15 protein-coding genes and 2 pseudogenes are annotated in these 21167 nt (G+C 60.3%); 13 read left to right on the forward strand and 4 right to left on the reverse strand.

Annotated features, from left to right (window positions below; genetic code table 11):
- Positions 1–67 precede the first annotated feature (67 nt).
- Positions 68–1231, reverse strand: a complete 1164-nt coding sequence (locus HGSM_RS06060) for a polyprenyl synthetase family protein (RefSeq protein WP_019147856.1) — start codon at positions 1229–1231, stop codon at positions 68–70.
- A 177-nt stretch (positions 1232–1408) separates the two neighbouring features.
- Here HGSM_RS06060 and HGSM_RS06065 point away from each other — a divergent pair, with 177 nt between their 5' ends.
- The 3 genes from HGSM_RS06065 (at position 1409) to HGSM_RS06075 (ending at position 4951) form a co-directional block, all read left to right on the forward strand.
- Entirely contained in the window at positions 1409–2731 is a 1323-nt protein-coding gene (locus HGSM_RS06065) for a DUF4192 domain-containing protein (RefSeq protein WP_154646259.1), read from the forward strand.
- Between the two features lie 65 nt (positions 2732–2796).
- Positions 2797–3198 (forward strand): universal stress protein, encoded by a 402-nt coding sequence (locus HGSM_RS06070; RefSeq protein ID WP_019147858.1) that lies wholly within the window; start codon positions 2797–2799, stop codon positions 3196–3198.
- A 289-nt stretch (positions 3199–3487) separates the two neighbouring features.
- The gene (locus HGSM_RS06075; protein ID WP_081581379.1) at positions 3488–4951 is read left to right on the forward strand and encodes an RNA polymerase sigma factor; all 1464 of its coding nucleotides are present in this window, start codon (positions 3488–3490) and stop codon (positions 4949–4951) included.
- Positions 4952–5166: 215 nt separating this feature from the next.
- Here HGSM_RS06075 and HGSM_RS06080 read toward each other — a convergent pair whose 3' ends face one another.
- Positions 5167–5400 carry a DUF7455 domain-containing protein gene (locus HGSM_RS06080; RefSeq protein ID WP_019147860.1) on the reverse strand — a complete coding sequence of 78 codons (234 nt, stop codon included), beginning with the start codon at positions 5398–5400 and terminating at the stop codon, positions 5167–5169.
- A 157-nt stretch (positions 5401–5557) separates the two neighbouring features.
- Between HGSM_RS06080 and HGSM_RS06085 the strand changes: the two genes are divergently transcribed.
- Together HGSM_RS06085 and HGSM_RS06090 are read left to right on the forward strand one after the other, a co-directional pair.
- The gene (locus tag HGSM_RS06085) at positions 5558–7687 is read left to right on the forward strand and encodes a DNA gyrase/topoisomerase IV subunit B (protein ID WP_019147861.1); all 2130 of its coding nucleotides are present in this window, start codon (positions 5558–5560) and stop codon (positions 7685–7687) included.
- A gap of 118 nt (positions 7688–7805) precedes the next feature.
- On the forward strand, positions 7806–8852 hold the full coding sequence (locus HGSM_RS06090; protein ID WP_019147862.1) for a GNAT family N-acetyltransferase: 1047 nt from the start codon (positions 7806–7808) through the stop codon (positions 8850–8852).
- Between the two features lie 124 nt (positions 8853–8976).
- Here HGSM_RS06090 and HGSM_RS06095 read toward each other — a convergent pair whose 3' ends face one another.
- Positions 8977–11457: a DNA gyrase/topoisomerase IV subunit A gene (locus HGSM_RS06095; protein ID WP_019147863.1), complete on the reverse strand. Its 2481-nt coding sequence runs from the start codon at positions 11455–11457 to the stop codon at positions 8977–8979.
- 268 nt (positions 11458–11725) lie between these two features.
- On the opposite strand from HGSM_RS06095, the gene HGSM_RS06100 reads away from it, so the two are divergent.
- The 3 genes from HGSM_RS06100 (at position 11726) to HGSM_RS06110 (ending at position 16359) form a co-directional block, all read left to right on the forward strand.
- Entirely contained in the window at positions 11726–14491 is a 2766-nt protein-coding gene (locus tag HGSM_RS06100) for a bifunctional acetate--CoA ligase family protein/GNAT family N-acetyltransferase (RefSeq protein WP_019147864.1), read from the forward strand.
- Between the two features lie 66 nt (positions 14492–14557).
- Complete coding sequence (locus HGSM_RS06105) at positions 14558–15145, forward strand: DUF5998 family protein (RefSeq protein ID WP_019147865.1); 588 nt, start codon at positions 14558–14560, stop codon at positions 15143–15145.
- Positions 15142–16359, forward strand: coding sequence for an alkaline phosphatase family protein (locus HGSM_RS06110; protein WP_081581353.1), 1218 nt, complete (start codon positions 15142–15144; stop codon positions 16357–16359). The genes HGSM_RS06105 and HGSM_RS06110 overlap by 4 nt, the downstream gene beginning before the upstream one ends.
- 117 nt (positions 16360–16476) lie before the next feature.
- On the opposite strand, the gene sepH is transcribed toward HGSM_RS06110, so the two are convergent.
- Positions 16477–17958 carry a septation protein SepH gene (gene sepH, locus HGSM_RS13670; protein ID WP_019147867.1) on the reverse strand — a complete coding sequence of 494 codons (1482 nt, stop codon included), beginning with the start codon at positions 17956–17958 and terminating at the stop codon, positions 16477–16479.
- 122 nt (positions 17959–18080) lie between these two features.
- Here sepH and HGSM_RS06120 point away from each other — a divergent pair.
- The 5 genes and pseudogenes from HGSM_RS06120 to HGSM_RS14605 form a co-directional block, all read left to right on the forward strand.
- Positions 18081–18955 (forward strand): annotated as a pseudogene (locus tag HGSM_RS06120) (inositol monophosphatase family protein).
- Positions 18956–19168: 213 nt separating this feature from the next.
- Entirely contained in the window at positions 19169–19465 is a 297-nt protein-coding gene (locus HGSM_RS06125) for a DUF4193 domain-containing protein (protein WP_019147868.1), read from the forward strand.
- A gap of 176 nt (positions 19466–19641) precedes the next feature.
- Positions 19642–20118, forward strand: a complete 477-nt coding sequence (gene dut / locus HGSM_RS06130) for a dUTP diphosphatase (protein ID WP_019147869.1) — start codon at positions 19642–19644, stop codon at positions 20116–20118.
- A 103-nt stretch (positions 20119–20221) separates the two neighbouring features.
- On the forward strand, positions 20222–20929 hold the full coding sequence (locus HGSM_RS06135) for a DUF3710 domain-containing protein (protein ID WP_019147870.1): 708 nt from the start codon (positions 20222–20224) through the stop codon (positions 20927–20929).
- Positions 20930–20937: 8 nt separating this feature from the next.
- A pseudogene (locus HGSM_RS14605) lies at positions 20938–21167 on the forward strand (OB-fold nucleic acid binding domain-containing protein); the annotation flags it as partial.

The raw sequence follows: 21167 nt of genomic DNA on the forward strand, positions 1-21167 counted from the left end.
CACGTTTGTGTCTGGCCCCGTCGCTTTCTCTTCCGTGGAGTAGCGCTATTTTCCCAGTGGAAGCTGACTAGAAGTCGCGCTTGAGCGCGTACTGCGCGAGGGCCGTAAGCATGGCCTTGCCCTCCGTGTTGAGGTCGGCTTGCGCGAGGAAGCCGAGACCCTCGGCGGCATGTTCTTCCACCATCTGGCGGGTGCGTGCGGCGGCACCAGATTCGTCGATGAGTTTGAGCAGCAGGGAGACATCAGAATCAGAGAGGTCGTGGCGCCCAAGGCTGCTTCGCACAAAGTCTGCATCCTGATCGTCAAGGCGCTTGAGTGCCTCGATGACGAGGACGGTGCGCTTACCCTCGCGCAGATCATCTCCAGTCGGCTTACCCGTGGTTTCAGCATCGCCGAACGCGCCGAGGAGGTCGTCGATGAGCTGGTATGCGATGCCAACGGGGAGGGCGAACTTTGTCAGCAGGCCGATAGTCTCTTCGGTGGCGCCAGCGAGTGCGGCACCGATGAGGATCGGATAGGTCACTGAGTAGCTCGAGGTTTTGGTGCGAATGACGTTGAAAGCGCGCTTCTGTGCGGCGTCAAGGTCTTGGTCCCACGGAGCGACCTGTGCATGGATGTCGAGGAACTGCCCAACGGTGACCACGGAGCGCATGGCGTCAAAGTACTCGAGAGCGCGGACACGGTTTTCTGCCGGGAAGCCCGCAACTGCCTTGCGAAACTCGGTTTCAGACGCAACGAGCGAGAGGTCGCCAAGCAGGATGGCAACGGAGGTGCCGTAGTTATCCGCGTCGCCAACGTAACCGTCTTGGATGTGCAGAGCTTCAAAAGTTTTGTGCGCGGTTGGCTTGCCGCGCCGGGAATCTGAGCGGTCCATGACGTCGTCGTGGAACAGCGCGGCGGCTTGGAAGAGTTCCAGCGCTGCACCAACGTTAAGGAGTTCTTGAGCGTGGGGGGAAGACCCGTCGGGGTTCTGCGCGTCGAGGGCCTCAGCTGCGCGGAACCCCCAGTATGCGAACGCGGCGCGGAGGCGCTTGCCTCCACTCACGAGCGTGTCCCACGCGTCGATGAGGAGGTCGGTGTCATCGCCGAGTGAGCGTAGAAACTCCCGCTGCTCGACGAGGATGTTCTGGAGCCTGGCGTTGACGCCTGCTCGCACATTTTCCCGCTCGACGAGTTGGGGCGCATGGGCCGCGCTCGCGTTCGTTGGGATTGCTGCAGGAGTGTCACTCATCGAAAGTCCTTGGTGTTGAGGGCCGTTTCTCCATCCTACGTGTAGTTATGTTTTTGCTGTGCTCCGCAAGGTGATGGTGCCAGTCACAGTGATTCCACAGGGCCTTGCAACTGTTCCTATCCACTGATTTTCCCTGTGCCCGCCACAAGACTCCCGACTGGTAGCACTCTTGTGGACATGACAAAAACACTTCGCGTAAGTCACGCAAGCGAAATTCTCTCGTTGGTTCCCTACCAGCTCGGTTTCGAACCCGAAAACTCCCTCGTTCTTATCTCACTTCGCGGGGAACGGAACAAGGTTGGACTCATAGCCCGAGCGAACCTTGACGACGTCCTCGATCCGGGATCCCCAGTCATCGAAGCGCTCGTAGATCACGCTCTGCGAGACGGAGCATCGTCCGTTGTTGTCGCAATCTATGTCGAGTGCACAGGAGACTTTGCACAAGACAGTGCGGCGCAGGCAACGGTTCGAGAGGTTCTTGACCTGACGTCCCGAGGCACGGAAGGAAACCTCGACATCACTGAAGCGTGGGTCGTTACGGCGGGACAGCACTCCCACTGGATCTTTCCAGGAGTGCACGCCTCGAGTACGTGTGTCCCCGCTGTGGGTGGAGTCCGTGGAACCACCTGCACTGCGCATGCAGGCACTACTGACGACTTTAGGAACTCCCAAATCAGCGCTCACATGGTTCTTGAAGGAAAGAACTTTGCAAGGAGCCGAGACCAAGTCGGCATCATCGAAGAAGCCTCACCGAGTGTTCGAAAGGCTGTGTTTGACTCGTATCTCCGCGAGACCCAAGCTGCACGCCACAACACTACGCACAGCGAGTTTGCACAGTACCGCTCTGAAACCATCGAACTGCTTATCGCACAGGTCGGTCTTGAAGATGGATGTTCGTGCGAGGGCATTCGGGCGAAAACTGCACGCCCACCGTTGACGCCCAAGGACATTGGACGGATCGCGGCCGGCCTGGAAGATCTAGCAATCCGTGACTCGTTCATCATCTTGATTTCTTCGCTCGGGAACGCCGGCGCACGAAGGCACATCATGCTTGCGAACGCCCTACGACGCGAGGCCCTGAACTGTGGAACTTACGGGGGCGAGGTGATCTCGTTCGAGGGTGAGTTAGTTGCCCGCGAGGTGCTGGAGGAAGAGGTCGACATGCTGGCCAGAAACGCGGTGGGGGTGATTGTTGATCCAGCCCTAGCAATGACTCCACACGAGTGCACGCTCAACGCAGCACTTGAGCTACTCACAGCGCTCCTGAGCGCCGCACCTGTAAACACTCATAGCGCGCCCCGGGCGCTCGCGGCGCTCAGTGAATGGTGGAGGGGCAACAGCGCCGTAGCGCACCGCCACGTTGCGGAGGGGCTGAAACATGATCCTAACTATGGGCTTCTTGGGCTTGTGCGATCCGCGCTGGAGAACGGCCTGGCTCCTGGCTGGCGACGCAGGGAACAGATCCTCGGAGGGTTCGCCACCTCTATGGAGGCCATTTGACCCAGAGGTGTGGGGCCAAAGAGGCGCTATTGTTAGTGAAAACGTACCCAAGCGAAGGATGAGAAATGATCGTCGTTGGATACCTCGCAACCCGTGAAGGTCGGCAGGGCATCGCGAGTGCAGTAGATGAGGCAGCGCGGAGGAAGACCGCACTGACGATCGTGGTGAGCGAGAAGGCCGCTGGACTCACAGACGAGGCGCGGACGGAACGAGATTCCGAACTTGAGGTCATTTCCAGCGATGCAACTCGCCGAGGGGTGGAGGTGGATGTTCAGGTACTGTCTCAGCGACACGATGTCGCTGAAGACCTTGTAGCGGTTGCCCAAGAGACAAATGCCGAACTGATCGTCATTGGACTTCGTCGCCGTTCCCCAGTGGGCAAGCTAATTCTCGGGTCGAATGCCCAACGCATTCTCCTCGACGCGCCGTGTCCCGTTCTCGCCGTGAAAACGGAACGAGCAAGGTAGTTTCGCTCAGCGGGAATCTTTTGGGCCGTTTGGACGTTTGAGATTCTTGCCGGTCAACTTCCGAACGCGATCTTGCTTGCTCGCACGATTCGCATGCAAGATCACAGGAATACCGGGCAAATTGGGGGCCAAGTTGCGCCCCAATGCTCGAACTGCAAGTACAATATAGGTTTGCAGGCTCCGCTCCCGTGGCAGACCCTCGTAACCGCCTGTCCAAGATGCCGAAAGGTCTTTCGTGGCGCTCACCTCGATAAACAATGCACTTCCTCGCGAATTCGAACACCCATCCATGCAGGCCGTCCTCACGGCTGGTGCTGCAACGGGAAAGGTCGACGCGGAGGTGTTCCGCGCAGCCTGCGAGCAGGCTGAGATCAACGAACCCAAGCGCCTCAAGGCGGTTTTTAAGGCTCTAGTGTTGGCTGGGGTTGAAGTTGAAATGTCGACTGCCGGCGCAAAGGTAGCGGCGGCAACGTCTGCACGTTCCACGAGCGCAACAGCACGAGCACCCAAGGCCAAGAAGGCTGCCGCGGTCGAGGTTAAGGATGCTGCCGGAGAACCGGCTACCGAGGACGCGCAGCCAGCGCGTAGCACCGCCAAGAAGGCTGCTGCTCCCGCAGCAAAGGCCCCTGCAAAGCGCGGACGTAAGAAAAAGGCCGACGAGGACTTCGACGACGAGCCGGTAGTCGAGCAGGACGACGCGGACGACGAGTCCGCAGATGACACTGCGGGAACGAACGAAGCCGACAAGGCCAAGCCTGCCGAGGAGGCGGAAGAGTCCGCCGGGTTTGTGTACTCCGACGCAGATGATGACGACGCCCCAGCGCAGCAGGTTGTAACCGCAGGTGCAACGGCCGACCCAGTCAAGGACTACCTCAAGCAAATCGGTAAGGTCGCGCTGCTGAACGCTGAGCAGGAAGTCGAGCTCGCAAAGCGCATTGAAGCGGGTCTGTTCGCGGATGATCTGCTGAACTCGGGCGAGGAGTTCGACCGCAAGTACGAGCGCGAGCTGAAGCAGATTTCGCATGATGGTCGTCGTGCAAAGAACCACCTCCTTGAGGCAAACCTTCGACTCGTCGTCTCGCTTGCAAAGCGCTACACGGGTCGTGGAATGCTCTTCCTTGACCTCATTCAGGAAGGTAACCTCGGCCTCATCCGTGCGGTTGAGAAGTTTGACTACACCAAGGGCTACAAGTTCTCGACCTACGCAACCTGGTGGATCCGTCAGGCAATCACCCGTGCGATGGCCGACCAGGCGCGTACGATTCGTATTCCAGTGCACATGGTCGAGGTCATCAACAAGCTCGCCCGTGTTCAACGTCAGATGCTGCAGGACCTCGGGCGTGAGCCAACTCCGGAAGAGCTTGCCAAGGAACTCGACATGACGCCTGAAAAGGTCGTCGAGGTGCAGAAATACGGTCGCGAGCCTATTTCGCTCCACACGCCACTCGGTGAGGATGGTGACTCCGAGTTTGGTGACCTGATTGAGGACTCTGAGGCCGTCGTTCCTGCTGATGCAGTCTCCTTTACGCTCCTTCAAGAACAGCTCCACCAGGTGCTGGACACGCTCTCCGAGCGTGAGGCAGGCGTTGTCTCCATGCGCTTCGGTCTGACCGATGGACAGCCAAAGACGCTTGATGAGATCGGTAAGGTCTACGGAGTCACGCGTGAGCGTATTCGTCAGATCGAGTCGAAGACCATGTCCAAGCTTCGCCACCCGAGCCGTTCGCAGGTTCTGCGCGACTACCTCGACTAAGACAAACCAGTCCTGAGGGCCGTTGAGGTTCACAGGCAAGACGAAGGGCGCTCCACCGTGTGGTGGGGCGCCCTTCGTCTGTTTAATGTACCCGCATTGGCTGCTCAATTGCACTCATAGGCGTGGTACCTGAACGGTGAACCTTGACTAGGGTCGGAAACAAACGTGGGCCCGAACGCTTCTGCGTTCGGGCCCACGTGCGAGTTAGGGAGGAGTTAGACGGCAGCCTTTGCGCCGGAACCGTGTTCCTCGAAGAGTCGCTCGGTTTCGTCATGGATCTCGGTCGCTACCTGTGCGAACTTGTCAGCGTGTGCGCGGGCGTGGTGAGCGCAGAAGAGCAGTTCACCGGCGCCAAGAACAACGCGCACGTAAGCCTGTGCTCCGCAGCGGTCGCACCGGTCCGCAGCAGTCAGCGTTGCCTTTGTTGGTGCACTAAGAGTTTCTTCCATGTCAACATCAAACCATTTTGCACCTCGCTTGTGTTCCCTAATTGCGCTAGGTTCGCCGCTGGCGTAGAACTTCGGTGAACGTCACACTGCCAGATAATCACGTATCTTGCGGCAAGGATCCCTGCCTTGTCAGTGGTGACGGCTAAGATTGCTAGCTGTGACCACACCTACTCCAGACTCCTCGTACTCTGCCCGCCACCTCTCAGTCCTTGAGGGGCTTGAGGCGGTCCGTAAGCGACCGGGAATGTACATCGGCTCCACGGACTCGCGGGGCCTCATGCACTGCCTGTGGGAGATCATCGACAACTCCGTTGATGAGGCGTTGGCTGGATACTGCGACAAGATCTCGGTCGTGCTGTACGCGGACTCGTCTGTTTCCGTCTCGGACAATGGTCGAGGTATCCCCGTTGACATCGAGCCCAAGACGGGTTTGACCGGTGTCGAGGTCGTCTACACCAAGCTGCACGCGGGTGGAAAGTTCGGTGGCGGTTCATATACCGCGTCTGGTGGTCTGCATGGTGTTGGTGGATCCGTTGTGAACGCACTCTCGTCACGCCTAGATGTAGAGGTCACGCGTTCATCTAAGGTCCACGCGATGTCCTTCAGGCGTGGTGAGCCAGGAGTCTTCCATGACGCAGAGGCCGTTCCCTCGCCGGAGGCGGAGTTCGTGCCGTTTGTTCAGAACTCCGCGCTCTCGATTGTGGGCAAAGCCAAGAGGGGAGTGACGGGTACTCGGGTTCGCTACTGGGCTGACCGTCAAATCTTCCCTAAGAACGCAAAGTTCTCCTACGAGGAACTTGTGGCCCGCGCCCGCCAGACCACATTCCTGGTTCCGGGCCTCGAGATCACGTTGCGGGACGAACGGGGTCTGCCCGGTACTGAAGGCGAGAACGGTCCTCACGAGGAAACCTTCGTTCACACCGGAGGCTCCGTCGACTTTGTAGACTTTCTCGCACCCGATGCCCCGGCAACGTCCACGTGGAAATTTGAGGGCTCCGGGAAATTCAAGGAGACGGTTCCTGTCCTCGACGACAAGGGACACCTGGTGTCCCAGGAAGTCGAACGTGAATGCGCCGTTGATATCGCGCTGCGATGGGGTGCCGGCTACGAAACGAACGTTCGCACGTTCGTCAACATCATCTCGACCCCCAAGGGTGGGTCGCACCTTGCGGGATTCGAGGCGGGCCTGGTCAAGTTCATGCGCAAGGCCGTGGAAACGAACGCTCGGAAGCTTAAGATCTCAGCCAAGGATGGCGCAGAGCGAATTGAGAAGGACGACATTCTCGCCGGTCTTACCGCCGTGGTAACTGTTCGTCTGGCTGAGCCGCAGTTCGAGGGGCAGACCAAGGAAGTCCTCGGCACTGCCCCTGTGCGGGCAATTGTGTCGCGCGTGGTCGAGGATGGGTTCAAGGCACTCTTTGCGTCTCCTAAGCGAGACGACAAGACTCAAACGTCCCTTCTCCTCGAGAAAATCGTGGCCGAAATGCGTGCACGAGTATCTGCACGAAAGCAGAAGGAAATCTCCCGCCGTAAGAACGCACTCGAGACCTCTTCTCTACCTGCAAAGCTGGCTGACTGCAGGACTAATGACGTGACGCGGTCGGAACTCTTCATCGTTGAGGGTGACTCGGCTCTCGGAACGGCAAAACTCGCCCGTAATTCGGAGTTCCAGGCGCTCCTGCCGATTCGCGGAAAGATCCTTAACGTCCAGAAGGCCTCGGTCACCGATATGCTGCGCAACGTTGAGTGTGCTGCGATTATTCAGGTGCTGGGCGCTGGATCGGGACGCTCGTTCGACCTCGACGCCGCTCGGTACGGCAAGGTCGTTCTGATGACCGATGCTGACGTTGATGGAGCCCACATCCGTACCCTCCTCCTCACTCTCTTCTTCCGGTATATGCGGCCCATGGTGGATGCCGGCAACGTGTACGCCGCAGTGCCGCCACTTCACCGCATTGAAGTTATTGGAGCTGGATCGCGAAAGAACGAGTACATCTACACTTACTCCGAGTCCGAGCTCAACACCACGCTCGCTCGACTGCGCAAGAATGGGCGACGCTACAAGGATGACATTCAGCGCTACAAGGGCCTCGGCGAAATGGATGCGGATCAGTTGGCGGAGACTACGATGGACCCACGTCACCGCACGTTGAGGCGTGTCACTGCATCCGATGCTCAGGCTGCGGAGCGGGTGTTTGAGCTCCTCATGGGCTCTGATGTGGCTCCACGCAAGGACTTCATCGTCGCGGGAGCTTCCGAGCTCGACAGGGCTCGTATCGACGCCTAGAGGAGCCTGACAGCGCGCACATTACCGGGTCATTACGCACGATTACCGGAGTGTTGCAATCGGCCGAAGCCCGGTATTTCGCGCGACTACTTCAGTTGCCTGCGCATAGAGTGAGGTCATGGACACGCACATCCAGCTCCCCGCTATGTCGCAACGCATTGAGGAGAAGCCGCTCCCGGTCCTCCCGCGCGACCTCGGATTGCAGTGGCGCCCGCTTCAGATAGAGGATGCGCCAAACCTTTTCGAGCTCATCACTCTGATTGAGCACGCCGATAAGGCACCGTACAGGACGTCGCTTGAGGAAACCGTCGACGTGTTTGAGGGGTCCTGGAAGAACTTTGACACCGACTCCATTGCTGGAGTCAATCAACTCGGACAGATCGTGGCCTACGGCGTGCTTGAGATGCCGCCCGGCGACGAATCAATAACCCGAGTCCTTATTGACGGAGGAGTGCACCCGGACGCACGCCAGGTTGGTCTCGGCCAGGCGCTTGTGGACTGGCTGGTCGCACGCGCCAGCAACATGTTGAGGGAGTCCGATTCGACCAAGCCGGGAAGGATCGCCACTTACCTCCAAGACAACGTACCGGAGCAATGGGCGCTCTACGAGAAGCGTGGCTTTGAGGCGAGGCGCTATTACAAGGCACTGGAACGTGATCTCTCCCTGCCCTTTGAAGACTTTGAGTTGGCGCCACACCTCAAACTCATTCCCTATGGGGAACACCTGGACGAGGCCGTCAGGCTGGCCAACAACGATGCCTTCAGGGACCACTGGGGATCTGAGCCACAGACCGTCGAGGAATGGGCTCAGGGGCGCTCGATGTTCGTACCAGAGTGGAGCCTCGTGGTCGTTGATGAAACGCAGGGCGGAGGAAAGGAGCCGCTCGTTGTCGGATACGTGCTCCTGGAAAAGTACGAGCAGGATTGGGCGCTAGCTGGCCACTCCAGCGGATACATTCGCAGGCTGGGAGTCCGGCGCGCGTACCGCGGCCAACGTATTGGTCTCGCGCTTCTTTCGGCAACCATGCGTAAGCTCCAGAGCGTCGGTATTGAGTATGCGGAGCTGGACGTTGACACCGAGAACCCCTCAGGAGCGTTCGGACTGTACTCTTATCTCGGATTCGTAGAGTCTTCGAGTTCGAGGATGCTGGCTCTCGACGTGTAGGTCACGCTTGGGGCCCTGAGCCCCCCAGAACGAACGATTGTGGGCCAGTACCGCTACGCGGTACTGGCCCACAATCGTCGTGAAGCAGTGTGCAGTGAGCGGCCGCGGAACGCGGCCCATGTTACTAGCCCACGGCGAAGACGGGGGCACCCAGAGAGGTGCCGGAACCATCGCGGCGAGGATCCATCTCGGGGAGCGAGACGGGCTGGCCACCGGCGGAGCATGCACGAGCCGGCGCGGGGCCTGCCCACCCGAGTATGAGTGTGTCTTCGCCCTTGAGGAAGCGCTGAGCGCGGACACCTCCCGTGGCACGACCCTTTGATGGGAAGACGTCGAATGGGGAGACCTTTGCGCTTCCAGCATCGGTTCCTGAGAGTGCCTCGGAGTTGCCGGCAATGGTCACCACGACCGCCTCTTGGTCCGCCTTGACCACGCCGTAGAACAGGACGGACTGCTTGGCGGCGAGCTTGATGCCAGCCATGCCTCCTGCGGAGCGGCCCTGTGGGCGGACGTTGCGCGCCTTGAATCGGAGCAGGGACGCGTCGGTGGTGAGGAATACGATGTCATCGTCGTCCTCGGCAGGGGCAACGGATACGACTTCGTCGCCGTCCTTCAAGTTGATGACTTCCCACTCATCGGACTTGGCAAAGTCGCCCTTGGCTACGCGCTTGACTACGCCCGCAGCGGTTCCTAGGGAGAGCGGCGCGGCGTCCTCAGACAGTGAGGCGAGTCCGACTACGCGTTCGCCCTTACCGAGCTCGAGGAGTTCCTTGATGGGGAGCCCTCCGGAGAGCGATGGTGCGCCCTGTGTCGGGGGCAGAGTGGGGAGCTCGAGCATAGAGACCTTGACCAAGCGGCCGCGGTTCGTGATGACGCCGATCTCCGCTCGCCCGCTGGTAGGTATGACCGAGTGCAGCACGTCGTGCGCGGCGCGCCCGCCCTCGCGGACAGGCTCGACGTCGTCGGATGTGCGCGCGATGAGCCCCGTGGAACTGAGCATCGCCCAGCAGGGGGAGTCGGGGATCTCGAGTGGGGCCGCAGCGTTGCGTCGACGCCCACTCGTGCCTATCTCCAGCTCTGCAGCGGACGTAGCCTCACCACCGGCGGAGTCGAGCAGGATCGTGCGGCGAGGTGTGCCGTAGACCTTGGCGACCTCTGCCATTTCAGAGGAAACAAGCGACTTGAGTTTGGAGTCGTTCTCGAGAATCTCGCGGAGCTCAGCGATCTCGAGCGCAAGCTGCTCGTTCTCCTTCTCCAGCTCGATCTGGGAGAACTTGGTCAGCCTGCGCAGGCGGAGTTCAAGGATGTACTCAGCCTGAGCCTCGGACAGCTCAAAGATCTGCATGAGGCGGGCGCGTGCGGTCTCGGAGTCCTCCGAGGAACGGATGACCTCGATGACCTCGTCGATGTCCACGATGGCGAGCAGCATACCCTCAACGAGGTGCTTGCGCTCAAGGCGCTTGTTGAGGCGGAACTGGGAGCGCCTCCGGACCACGGACACTCTGTGGTCAACCCAGACGGACAGCATCTGGTGCAGGCCCATGGTTTGCGGTTGGCCCTCTACGAGCGCGACATTGTTAATGCCGAACGAGTCTTCAAGCGGAGTGTGCTTGAACAGGGTCTCGAGTACAGCGTCCGGGTTGAAACCCGTCTTGATCTCGATGACGAGCTTGAGGCCATGACTACGGTCGGTGAGGTCCGTGACAGCAGTGATTCCGGTGAGTTTCTTGGACTGTACGCCGTCCTTGATCTTCTCAATCACCTTCTCCGGGCCGACCATGTAGGGGAGTTCGGTGACCACGATGCCCTTGCGGCGGGGCGTGATGTTCTCGATCCGCGTGGTTGCTCGGGTCTTGAAGGAACCGCGGCCGGTGCGGTAGGCGTCCCGGATTCCCTCGAGGCCTACGATCTTTCCACCGGTGGGAAGGTCAGGGCCTGGGATGAACCGCATGAGGTCTTCGAGGCTCGCCTTGGGGTGCTTGAGCAGGTGGCGGGCTGCGGAGATGACCTCGTTCAGGTTGTGCGGTGCAAGGTTGGTCGCCATACCAACGGCGATTCCCGAGGCGCCGTTGACCAGCAGGTTCGGGATTGCAGCGGGCAGGACCTCAGGCTGCATGAGCTTGTTGTCGTAGTTGGGGACGAAGTCCACAACGTCCTCGCCAATGTCCGCGGTCATGGCGATCGCGGCAGACGCGAGGCGAGCCTCCGTGTACCGGGGCGCCGCGGGGCCGTCGTCGAGGGAACCGAAGTTTCCGTGGCCGTCCACCAGTGGTAGTCGCAGGGCGAACGGCTGCGCGAGGCGCACGAGCGCGTCATAGATAGCGGTGTCACCGTGTGGGTGGAGCTTTCCCATGACCTCGCCGACCACACGCGAACACTTGACGTGCCCGCGGTCGGGGCGCAGACCCATGTCCGCCATCATGTACAGGATGCGCCGCTGGACGGGCTTCATGCCGTCGCGGGCGTCAGGAAGCGCGCGAGCGTAGATGACCGAGTACGCGTACTCCAGGAACGATGTTTCCATCTCCGTGGTGACGTCGATGTCGATGATGTTCTCGGTGTAGTCCTGATTCTCCACGTCTTCGGGTGCAGCCTTGCGTGCCATGGACGAGACGACTCCTAAGCGATTTTGGGCAGATTACTGCCTCCATTGTCCTACGTGCGGGACATGGTGAGGGCATAGGCGCGCATTGTGTGCGTCTCTTTTCTGCGATTTGGCGTGTGGACAAGTGCCCGCAGCCGGAAAAGCCGCTTTCGCGGCATTGATTTTCGACGATTGTGGTTGCCCGCTCCCGTCACTCACGTTTGCGTCAAGATTCAGCCTTGTTAGCAAGCAATTGTTCCTGTTCAGCGCATAGTCTTGGGAGATGGAGATGAACCAGACGGAAAGCGGTGACTCACCGGAGGTCGCCGCATACCCATCGCACTGGGAAGCAGACGTTGTCCTGCGCGACGGAACGCCCACGCACGTTCGCCCCATCAGGCCAAGTGACAAGGACCTGCTCCAAACCTTCCACATGGGCCAGTCGGAGCGCTCCACGTACATGCGGTTCTTTGCCGCAATGGCTCGCCTGTCCGATCGAGACCTGAGCAGGTTTACGGAGACCGACAACGTCGATCGGGTCGCAATTGTCGCCACTCTGATTCAGCCTGACGGCACAGAGGCGATCATCGGGGTCGCCCGGTTTGACCGCATCGAGGGGGACGAGGCGGAGGTAGCATTCAACATCTCCGATCACCTCCAGGGGCGTGGTCTTGGATCCGTCCTGCTTGAGCACATCTCGGCTGCTGCCAGGGAGATGGGTATCCGCAAGTTCTCGGCAGAGGTCCTGCCGCAGAACGGCCGCATGCTCTCCGTGTTTAGGGAAGCGGGTTACGCGCAGTCGCAGTTTGTTGACGATGGTGTTGTCACGGTAACCGTGGACTTGGACCCAACTTCCCAGTCGCTCCAGGTGATGGCGGAGCGCGAGTATCGCGCGGAATCCAAGTCCATGGAGCGGCTGTACTCGCCCAACCGCGTTTTACTCATCGGCTCGCTCACGGACCAGCCCAACCCAGAAGAGATGCGCCTCGCTCAGGCGGCGCTCGCCTCAGGTATTGGCGTGCGCGGTGAGGAAAAACTCCATGTTGTCGGGCTCAGCCCAGTCGCTATTAGGGATGCCCAAGACCGGCATGGAAAGCCCGACAACTTCATTCACCACGAACGCCTTCACGACCTCGCACAGGCGGGGGAGACCTTTGACCTGGCGGTCCTCGCGGTGGCGGACACCGCAGTGGCCCCGGTGCTGCGTGAGCTGCGGGCGCTCGGCGTGCACGCTGCGGTCATTTTGGCGGGTGGATTTGCAGAGAAGGGGGAGGCAGGGCTCGCGCTCCAACGCGAGGTCATCCGGATTGCCCATTCGGCGGGGATTCGCATTATCGGCCCTTCCAGCTACGGCCTTTTTTCTAACTCGGCGGCGGCGCCGTTCAACGCCTCCCTCGTCCCCAACATCCCGAGGCATGGCTCCACTGGGCTTTTCTGCCAATCCTCGGCCATTGCTGTCACACTCATGGCTACGGTGCTTCGGCGAAACCTCGGCGTCTCAACTTTCCTTGCGGCAGGAAACCGCGCGGATATTTCTGGCAATGACCTCATGCAATTCTGGCAGGAAGACCACTCGTCCAAGGCCGTGGGAATGTACCTCGAGTCGATTGGCAACCCCCGGAAGTTTGCGAGGATTGCGCGCAGGCTTTCGCAGAAGAAGCCCGTGGTCGTTGTCACTGCTGGCCAATCTGGGTACGCGGTCCCGCGAGGGCACGCTGTTTCTCCAACGAACGCGCCACGCCAAGCGCTCGATCAGATGTTCCGCCAGAGCGGTGTCATAAGAGCTCAGAACACACACGAGCTCGTTGACACCCTGCAGTTCTTTGAAACGCAGCCACTCCCCGCCGGCCCCCGGGTTGGAATCATCGCGAGTTCGGAGGCGCTCGCGGCGATCGCCGCCGAGGCAAGCTTTGCTGCGGGGCTGACCGTGACGGAGCACGTACACGTGATTCGGTCCATGGACCTTGAATCTGAGGCCCGCGGCGTGCTGAAGCAGGTCTATTCTCCCGACGCATGCGACGTTGTCCTGATCGCACACGTCCCAACGATTGGCGATTTTCCGGCCGACGTTGCCCAGGTCATCGCACGCGAAGCGCATCGCACCAGCAAGCCAACGCTGGTCAGCGTTTATGGTCTCCACGGAGTAACACCCGAGTTCACTTGGGCTCAGGACGGCAAAGAGGTCTCTGTGCCCGCATATTCCACCCCTGAAGATGCAGTCCGCACTCTCAAGAACGTGGTCGACTATGCCAACTGGTCTCGTTCGGAACAGAGCGAACGTGTGCACTTTGAGGATATTGACAAGCGGTGCGTGGAGGAGATCCTGCACGAGGTAGAACCGGGCAGCGTGCCAGCGCGTACGGCGGAGCGCATGCTCGCCGCGTACGGGATTAACGTGTGGGGCTCAACCCTGGTCGCGTCCATCGACGAGGCACTCGAGAGCGCAGAACTCCTTGGCTACCCAGTAGTGCTTAAGAGTTCCGCTGAGGCGCTCCGGCACCGAGCGGACCTCGGCGGTGTGCGGCTTAATATCGCGAATGCGGCCGAACTACGCGCGGACTGGATCGAAATGAACCGGGAAGTGGCCAAACACCTGGGTAACACTCCTGACGGCGGTTCCGCAGACCACGCTGTGGCAACCTTCGAGGTCCAAAAGATGGCGCCCACAGGCGTGGCGGTCGTCGTGCGCAGCCAGGAGGACCCCCTGTACGGCCCCGTGATCTCATTTGGCCTCTCAGGAGACGCCGTGGACCTGTTGGGAGACATCTCCTACAGGGTCCCACCGGTCACGTTTAACGACGTCTCCGAGATGGTGCGCAGCATCAAGGCGGCGCCCAAGCTGTTCGGTTACAAGGGGCTTCCGCCAGTGGACACGGAGGCCCTCGAAAACCTTATTGCGCGTGTCTCGCTCTTCTCTGACGATCACCCGCAGATCCAATCCCTCGAGCTCTACCCTGTCATCGTGGGACCCGAAGGGTGCGCAGCAATCTCAGCCAAAATAGTGGTTGCTCCCGCGCAGCGGAAGGACGGGATGCGTAGGGCGCTCCCGTTGTGACCGAACGAGCAAGTGGCGCGTAGCGCCACGGGCTGTAGTGTCAGTGTTCCCACGTAGACTAGTGGGGTGCAGACAACTGACCAATCACGTGCCCTGACCGAATCTCTCGAGCGCTCCGGATACTATCCACAGTTGGTGACCAGCGTGCTCAATGTCGCGCTCGCGGACGAGCCCGTTGTGGGGCACCTCGTCCACATGGAGACCACCTTTGCGACTGCCGAGGTGCGTCGACACGTAACGGTCCTTGTTCTGACACCTACTCGTTTGGTCTTGGCACACGTGGATGACCAGTCGGGCCCGAACGAGACCGGCGTCATGGAATCGCGCGCGGCTGCAACCACGGAGACAGTCAAACTATCGACGATTCGCTCGGTCGTACTGACACATGTCGTTGCGGAACCAGCCACGTATGAAGTTGGGGAACCTCCCCTCGAACTGAACCTCGCGATCGGCTGGGGCTCCGTCACCCGCGTCGACATGGAGCCTGCCGTGTGCCCTGACCCGAACTGCGAGGCCGACCACGGCTACACGGGCGCGATGACGAGCGACGACGTAATGCTGCGTGTGAGCGCCGAGGCGGACGGGGCGCAAGCGGTCAAAGACGCCGTGGCGTTTGCTCGCGAACTTTCGGTCCGCACGGGTCAGAGCTCATGACCGATCTTTTTCCTCCGCTTGACGCTGGTCTCACAGCCGCTCTAAAGAAGTCGGGCATGGTGGGTCCCACCTATGGCGGCGCGTCGCTTGCGACCCTGCTCCCGGCGGTTGCATCCGCACTCGGGGTGGCGGAAACCCTCGAGTCAAGGGGGCAACTCCCCGGTGGGGTAGTGCGTGCGTCCGCAGCGCAGTCCGCGTGGGGGATCGAAGACTCCGCGAACATCTGCGTGGTTTTGGTCGATGGACTTGGTGCTCATAACATTCGAGAGCACGCAAAGGACGCGCCATTCCTTGACTCGCTTCTTGCTCAGGGTGGCACTGCATCCTCGGGTTTCCCGTCCACCACAGCGGCCTCAATGTCGCAGCTTGGAACGGGAACCAGCCCAGGCAAGACGGGCATGATCGGCTACAGTGCGCTCAGCCCGAGCACCGGAATGGTCGGGAACTTTGTGTCCTGGCGCAACATGGACTCACCTGAGTCAGTCCAGCGGGAATCCGTGTTGTTTGAGTCGATAGCTCAGGCAGGAATACGAGTAACGTCGATCGGTATGTCGCACTTTGAGGACTCCGGAATGACCCAGGCGGCTCTTCGCGGGGCCAACTTCGTGGCGGCTGACTCTCTGCGGGACACGATAGCGAGCGCCCGCAAGGCGTTTACGGATCCTGGCCTCACGTATACCTACTGGGGTGGCGTAGACAAGACTGGACACGTGTACGGCGTTGGTTCCTCGCAGTGGCGCAGGGAGCTGAGGGAGTTCGACGCGGGGCTGGAACGACTCATCGCGGCCAAACCCGAGGACGCCAGAATCATCGTCACCGCCGACCACGGAATGGTGAACGTAGACCTTGGCCAACGGATTGACATCGCTGACGACTACGGTCTATCGCGCGGAGTCCGCGCCGTTGCCGGGGAGCCGCGCTGCCCCCAGATCTACTTCAACTCGCCCAAGTATGCGCAAGAGGCGCACGAACGCTGGGTCAAGGGACTGCGTGGAAAGGGAATCGTCCTGACCCGCAGCGAGGTAGTGGAGTCCGGGCTATACGGACACGTTGCACCACACGTTGAGCCGTGGATCGGTGATCTGGTGGTCATAATGGCAGGAAACTGGACCTTGGTGGACTCCAGCACGGCAAGCAAGATGGCACTTGGGCTCAAGGGCGTCCACGGCTCGCTGATGCCCGCCGAAGTTATTGTGCCGAGGATCGTGCTGTAACCAGCCGAGGATACGGCTGTAGATCCTGTTGTAACCGTCAAGGATCGTGCTGTAACCAAATTCTGGTGAACCTCGGCGTGCTTGGCCCTGGTACGGATCCGCGCGGAGATGCGCAATCTATTCGGGCTTTGACCCAAACATGATCTCGTCCCACGAGGGCATCGGGCTGCGCTGACGGCCCTTGGACTTCTTTCCGCCCTGTCGATCGTGGTCACCAGCGCCCTCTTGGCGTGGGTCCACGGTGGTACGGTGCTCACCGGTGGTCGGGTTGACACCGGTTGGAACTGCCCCAGTTGGTGCGGAGCCCGCGGGAACGCTAGGAACCGTGCCCGTCCGAAGCGCGCCAGTCGCTGGTCCGGCAGCCTTGTTCTTGCGGCCCATGAGCCGTGCAATCGCGGAGGTCTCGGTGTTCGTGTACTCAGGCCGCTCGAACTGCGGGCCGGGGTGCGCTGGGGAGACAGCCGTGTGCAGCCCCGTTTCAGGGGAGCGGGGCGAAATTATTGGCACGAGCCCCGTGTGTGGAGGACGAGTGTCGATCGGTGCATCAAAGACAAGGTCACGAGGCTCGTGAGCGCTGATTGCGGTGGGGGCAGAGTGTGAAGAGGACCCGGAGCCTGAGGTGGGTCCGTAGCCTGAATGGCCTACAGGGTCGGACGAACTCTCTGCGCTTGGCGTGCGGGCACTCCCAGCCGAGCCCGCCGAGACGCCCGTAGACGCAGAACCCTCCACCGACGGACCTGCCGGAGGCGAGGACTCTGAACTGGTCGAGGAGAACTGGAACACGTTGTTAGGAACAGGGGAGACCGAGGCAGACCTCGACCCTTGCGACTCGCCTGAAGTGTGCCGAGTCCCGCGCATGCGATTGAGGCGGTCAACGAGCTCTTCTGTCTCTCGTGTTGGAGATCCAGCCGAGGGGGATGCGGAAACGGCCGGAGTTGACCCCGTGACCGGCATTGCCTCGAAGTCAAAGACAGCGTTGCGTACCGCAGAAAGGTGGCGCGGAGGAATGGGCTGGTCGCTGATCTGGGTCTCGGAGAGAGAGCGAGCCTCTGAGTCGAGAGCATTCAGCGTTCTAGAGGACTGCTTGAAGGCCCACTTGGCTGTGAGCACTTCCTGGTCCTGGATGTAGGAAACTGACACGAGCCAGCCGTGGCCATCGCTTTTGAAGGCGTCCCACTCCAGATCGAGGATGTTGACGCCGCGAGTTGCCAGTCGGTCGGTGACAATCTCACCCAGGGTGGGCGAGTCTGGCTCACTAGCAATCGGTGATGTGCGAGCCCGCTCGGCGATGAACTCTCGCTCTGCAAGAACGGGTCCTTCATAGCGTGCAATGTGCTCTAGCGAGACACCCGTCTTCTGGGAGATCTCATGGGCGGACATCCCTGAACGAATGCGGGCCTGTATTTCGCGGGGTGGAAGCGAGCCGTCAATCTCAGCCTTGTGATGCTCCATGGCGGGGCGATCTAGTCGGACAGCGGCGCGCACCATTGGCGTGACTCGTAGGCGAAACGCGGATCCTTGCGGACCTTCAACGATGAGGTGTTCGCCGTCCTCACTGAGTCCGACGAACTTCAAATCGGCAGTGAATCTGTTGGACATGTGTCCCTCCAATGACATTGCAACCCCTACATTTTCCCTTGTTTTGGCCGAAACCCCGTGCAATTGAGCTCGGTGTGCCGCGTTAGGAGACCCACAAGCACCCGCAATGCGAGGATTGAGTCATGCCACAACCCGAGACTCACCGATTCAGCACCCCACTCGAGATCACTCCGGAGCAGGTCCGCGAACTTGCAATCCTGTGTCGAACCCTCGCGCACGACGCCGCCCAGTTCATTGCCTCTCATCGGCCTCCTCGTGAGTCGGTGGCAGACACCAAATCGACTCCTACTGACGTAGTCACCCAGATGGACCGGGACATTGAGGCACAACTGCGTGGCAGAATCGTCCAACTCCGGCCAGATGATGGCCTGCTGGGTGAGGAAGGCTCCTCCAAGGCATCGACGAGCGGTTTTACTGGGTGGTCGATCCCATTGATGGGACCGTGAACTACCTTTATGGACTGCCCGGGTACTCCGTTTCTGTTGCGGTGGTGTGGGGCGCTCCAGATCCAGCAACGTGGGTTCAAGTGGCCGGCGCAGTCGTTCGGGTCTCTGACATGGCAACCTGGTGGGCGGGCCGGGGGATTGGTGCGTTTCGAGGCGAAACAGCGCTCGCCATCAATAATCCTGTGTCACTTGGTGCGTGCCTGACTGGTACCGGGTTTGGGTATGACGCGAGGCTTCGTGCTCTGCAGGCACGGGTGCTTCTAGAGGTGCTTCCCGCGGTGCGGGATATTCGACGCGTTGGCTCAGCTGCGGTTGATCTCTGCTCGCTCGCGGAAGGCTCGCTGGATCTCTATTTCGAACGCGGCTTGAGCCCCTGGGACATGGCCGCAGGGACCCTGATTGCGCGGGAAGCAGGGGCGCTCACGATCGACCACGAGGGCGCTCCACCGTCGAAGACGATGACGGTGGCTGGACCGAGCAGTCTTGTGCTTGAACTCGCGGAAATTCTGCGAAAGACAGGCGCCGCGGCAGACATCAACGACGTTCGCTGACGGCGTAAACCGCTGGTTCTAGCGGCCAACGCAGAGGGGTGCCGTAAATCACCTCGTGTTAATAGTGCAACACCCCGAAAAATAATGGAGAATCCCATCGCTACCACTTCGCGGCGCGGTGGAATAAAATTGCTCGCAAATTTGTAGTTCTTCGGCAGAGCGCCTCGTTCGACGGGGCAAAAAAGACAACTTCTACGGAGCGTGAATCCGCATATGGCAACTGACTACGATGCCCCTCGTAAGAATGAAGAAGACATCAGCGAGGACTCCCTTGAGGAGCTGAAGGCTCGTCGTTCAGACAAGAGTTCTGGTGTCGTAGACGAGGACGAGACTGAGGCAGCCGAGGGGTATGAGCTGCCTGGCGCGGACTTGTCGGGAGAGGAACTCGCTGTTCGAGTGCTCCCACGCCAGGCTGACGAGTTCACTTGTAGCGTGTGTTTCTTGGTGCACCACCGTTCGCAGCTTGCATACGAGAAGAACGGGCAGCAGGTCTGCACCGAGTGCGCGTGACGTGCACGGCGGCGGTGGCCGCAACGCACACTGATTGACCTTGGAGGGCCCTGCGGGGCCCTTCAGTGGTTTCCAGGCCACTTTGCATGCGGGGCGTGGGGCGCAGCGCATAAACCTTCCCAGTTTGCGTGACTGCGTGCGCCGCTCCGATTCAAAAGGAAGTTAGAGTAGACCCCGTGACTCTTGACCAGCCAGAAGTGCTCATCCAGGTACTCAACCCCATTGCCCCTGTTCCCGCCTATGCGCACCCTGGTGACGCCGGCGCGGATCTCGTAACCACTGAGGACGTTGTGCTTGCTCCCTTTGAGCGCAAACTAGTGGGCACTGGTATCGCAATCGCACTGCCCAACGGGTACGCGGCGTTCGTGCACCCTCGCTCGGGCCTCGCAGCAAAGCACGGGCTGACCATCGTCAACGCGCCTGGAACCGTAGATGCTGGGTATCGCGGAGAGATCAAGGTTGCCCTCTACAACAGTGACCCGCAGCAGGCCATTTCCCTCAAGGCGGGGGACAGAGTTGCCCAACTCGTCATCCAAAAGGTCGCTGTGGCTACCTTCTACCAAGCAGAGGTGCTACCAGGCTCTGACCGAGGAGAAGGCGGTTTTGGTTCGAGTGGTGGATGGGACGGAAGTCAGCGGTCCGTGAACAATTAGTTCGAATAGTCGGTTGTCTATTACGATTTGGTCACGGCACCGACTAGGCTAAAGTGTGCCGACGGGGTTTAGCGCCCCGTCAATTTTCCAAAGGAGAGATTCAGTGGCGTTCTTTCGACGTGGGCGAAACCAAGAAGCAGCAGTGGCTGCGGACGAGCTCGGTGCGCCTGAGGTCCAAGAAGAACAACCCGTGATCCCCGAGGTCGGTCCATTTGACTCGACTCAGGTGAGTGAACGGGGCGACAGGCTCGACCTTGGCGCAATCTGGTTGCCCGGTAAGCAGGGCGCGGAACTGCGCATGGAGGTCGACAACAACACCCAGCGCGTCACCGGTGTCGCCATCGCTCTCAATGGATCGATTCTTCAGCTTCAGGCATTCGCAGCACCAAAGACCACAGGCATTTGGGATGAGATTCGTGCGGAGATCGCAGAGTCCATCAAGTCTCAGGGTGGAGCTGCAGACGACGTCCCGGGAACGATGGGACGCGAACTTCTGGTCAAGTTACCAGTCAAGCTCAAGGATGGAACTCCCGCGGTCCAGCCTGCGCGATTCGTCGGTTTCGATGGGCCCCGTTGGTTCCTGCGTGGGGTGTTCTCGGGCCGTGCCGCCTTTGATAAGGAAGCTGCAAAGGACCTTGAAGACCTCTACCGCAACGTTGTGGTAATCCGTGGCACCGAAGCCCGGCCGCCACGCGACCTCCTTGCGCTTACGCTGCCAGGACAGGTTCCTTCACTTCCGAACCCAGTTGCACCCACGCAGCCAGAGCTCAACCCGCTTCAACGCGGCCCTGAGATCACGCAGATCGGCTGAGGCATTCCATGAGTAGGTCACTGGCGTCCCGGCTTAAGGACGTGTTTGCTTCGGCTGAGCAGATTGCCGCCAACGAAGAGCGCGACCAGAACGTCCGAGAACGCCGTGGCCTGCTCATTGAGAATGCAGAGGACCGCCAGCGCGGTACCTACTCCGGCATCATTCGATCAGTAGTATTTGATCCCTCACGTCACCGCACTGTGCTCGAAGCTGAGCTCTACGATGGCACGGGTTCCAT

Origin of the sequence: Timonella senegalensis JC301 (assembly GCF_000312125.1) — a bacterium.
Classification (GTDB): Bacteria; Actinomycetota; Actinomycetes; order Actinomycetales; family Cellulomonadaceae; genus Timonella; species Timonella senegalensis.

What these genes read in the sequence shown, in the direction of transcription:
- HGSM_RS06075 (WP_081581379.1), top strand. Translation starts at nt 3,488, where the DNA reads ATGCAGGCCGTCCTCACGGCTGGTGCTGCAACGGGAAAGGTCGACGCG.
- HGSM_RS06090 (WP_019147862.1), top strand. Translation starts at nt 7,806, where the DNA reads ATGGACACGCACATCCAGCTCCCCGCTATGTCGCAACGCATTGAGGAG.
- sepH (WP_019147867.1), bottom strand. Translation starts at nt 17,958, where the DNA reads ATGTCCAACAGATTCACTGCCGATTTGAAGTTCGTCGGACTCAGTGAG.
- HGSM_RS06125 (WP_019147868.1), top strand. Translation starts at nt 19,169, where the DNA reads ATGGCAACTGACTACGATGCCCCTCGTAAGAATGAAGAAGACATCAGC.
- HGSM_RS06110 (WP_081581353.1), top strand. Translation starts at nt 15,142, where the DNA reads ATGACCGATCTTTTTCCTCCGCTTGACGCTGGTCTCACAGCCGCTCTA.
- HGSM_RS06095 (WP_019147863.1), bottom strand. Translation starts at nt 11,457, where the DNA reads ATGGCACGCAAGGCTGCACCCGAAGACGTGGAGAATCAGGACTACACC.
- HGSM_RS06070 (WP_019147858.1), top strand. Translation starts at nt 2,797, where the DNA reads ATGATCGTCGTTGGATACCTCGCAACCCGTGAAGGTCGGCAGGGCATC.
- HGSM_RS06065 (WP_154646259.1), top strand. Translation starts at nt 1,409, where the DNA reads ATGACAAAAACACTTCGCGTAAGTCACGCAAGCGAAATTCTCTCGTTG.
- HGSM_RS06060 (WP_019147856.1), bottom strand. Translation starts at nt 1,231, where the DNA reads ATGAGTGACACTCCTGCAGCAATCCCAACGAACGCGAGCGCGGCCCAT.
- HGSM_RS06080 (WP_019147860.1), bottom strand. Translation starts at nt 5,400, where the DNA reads ATGGAAGAAACTCTTAGTGCACCAACAAAGGCAACGCTGACTGCTGCG.
- HGSM_RS06100 (WP_019147864.1), top strand. Translation starts at nt 11,726, where the DNA reads ATGAACCAGACGGAAAGCGGTGACTCACCGGAGGTCGCCGCATACCCA.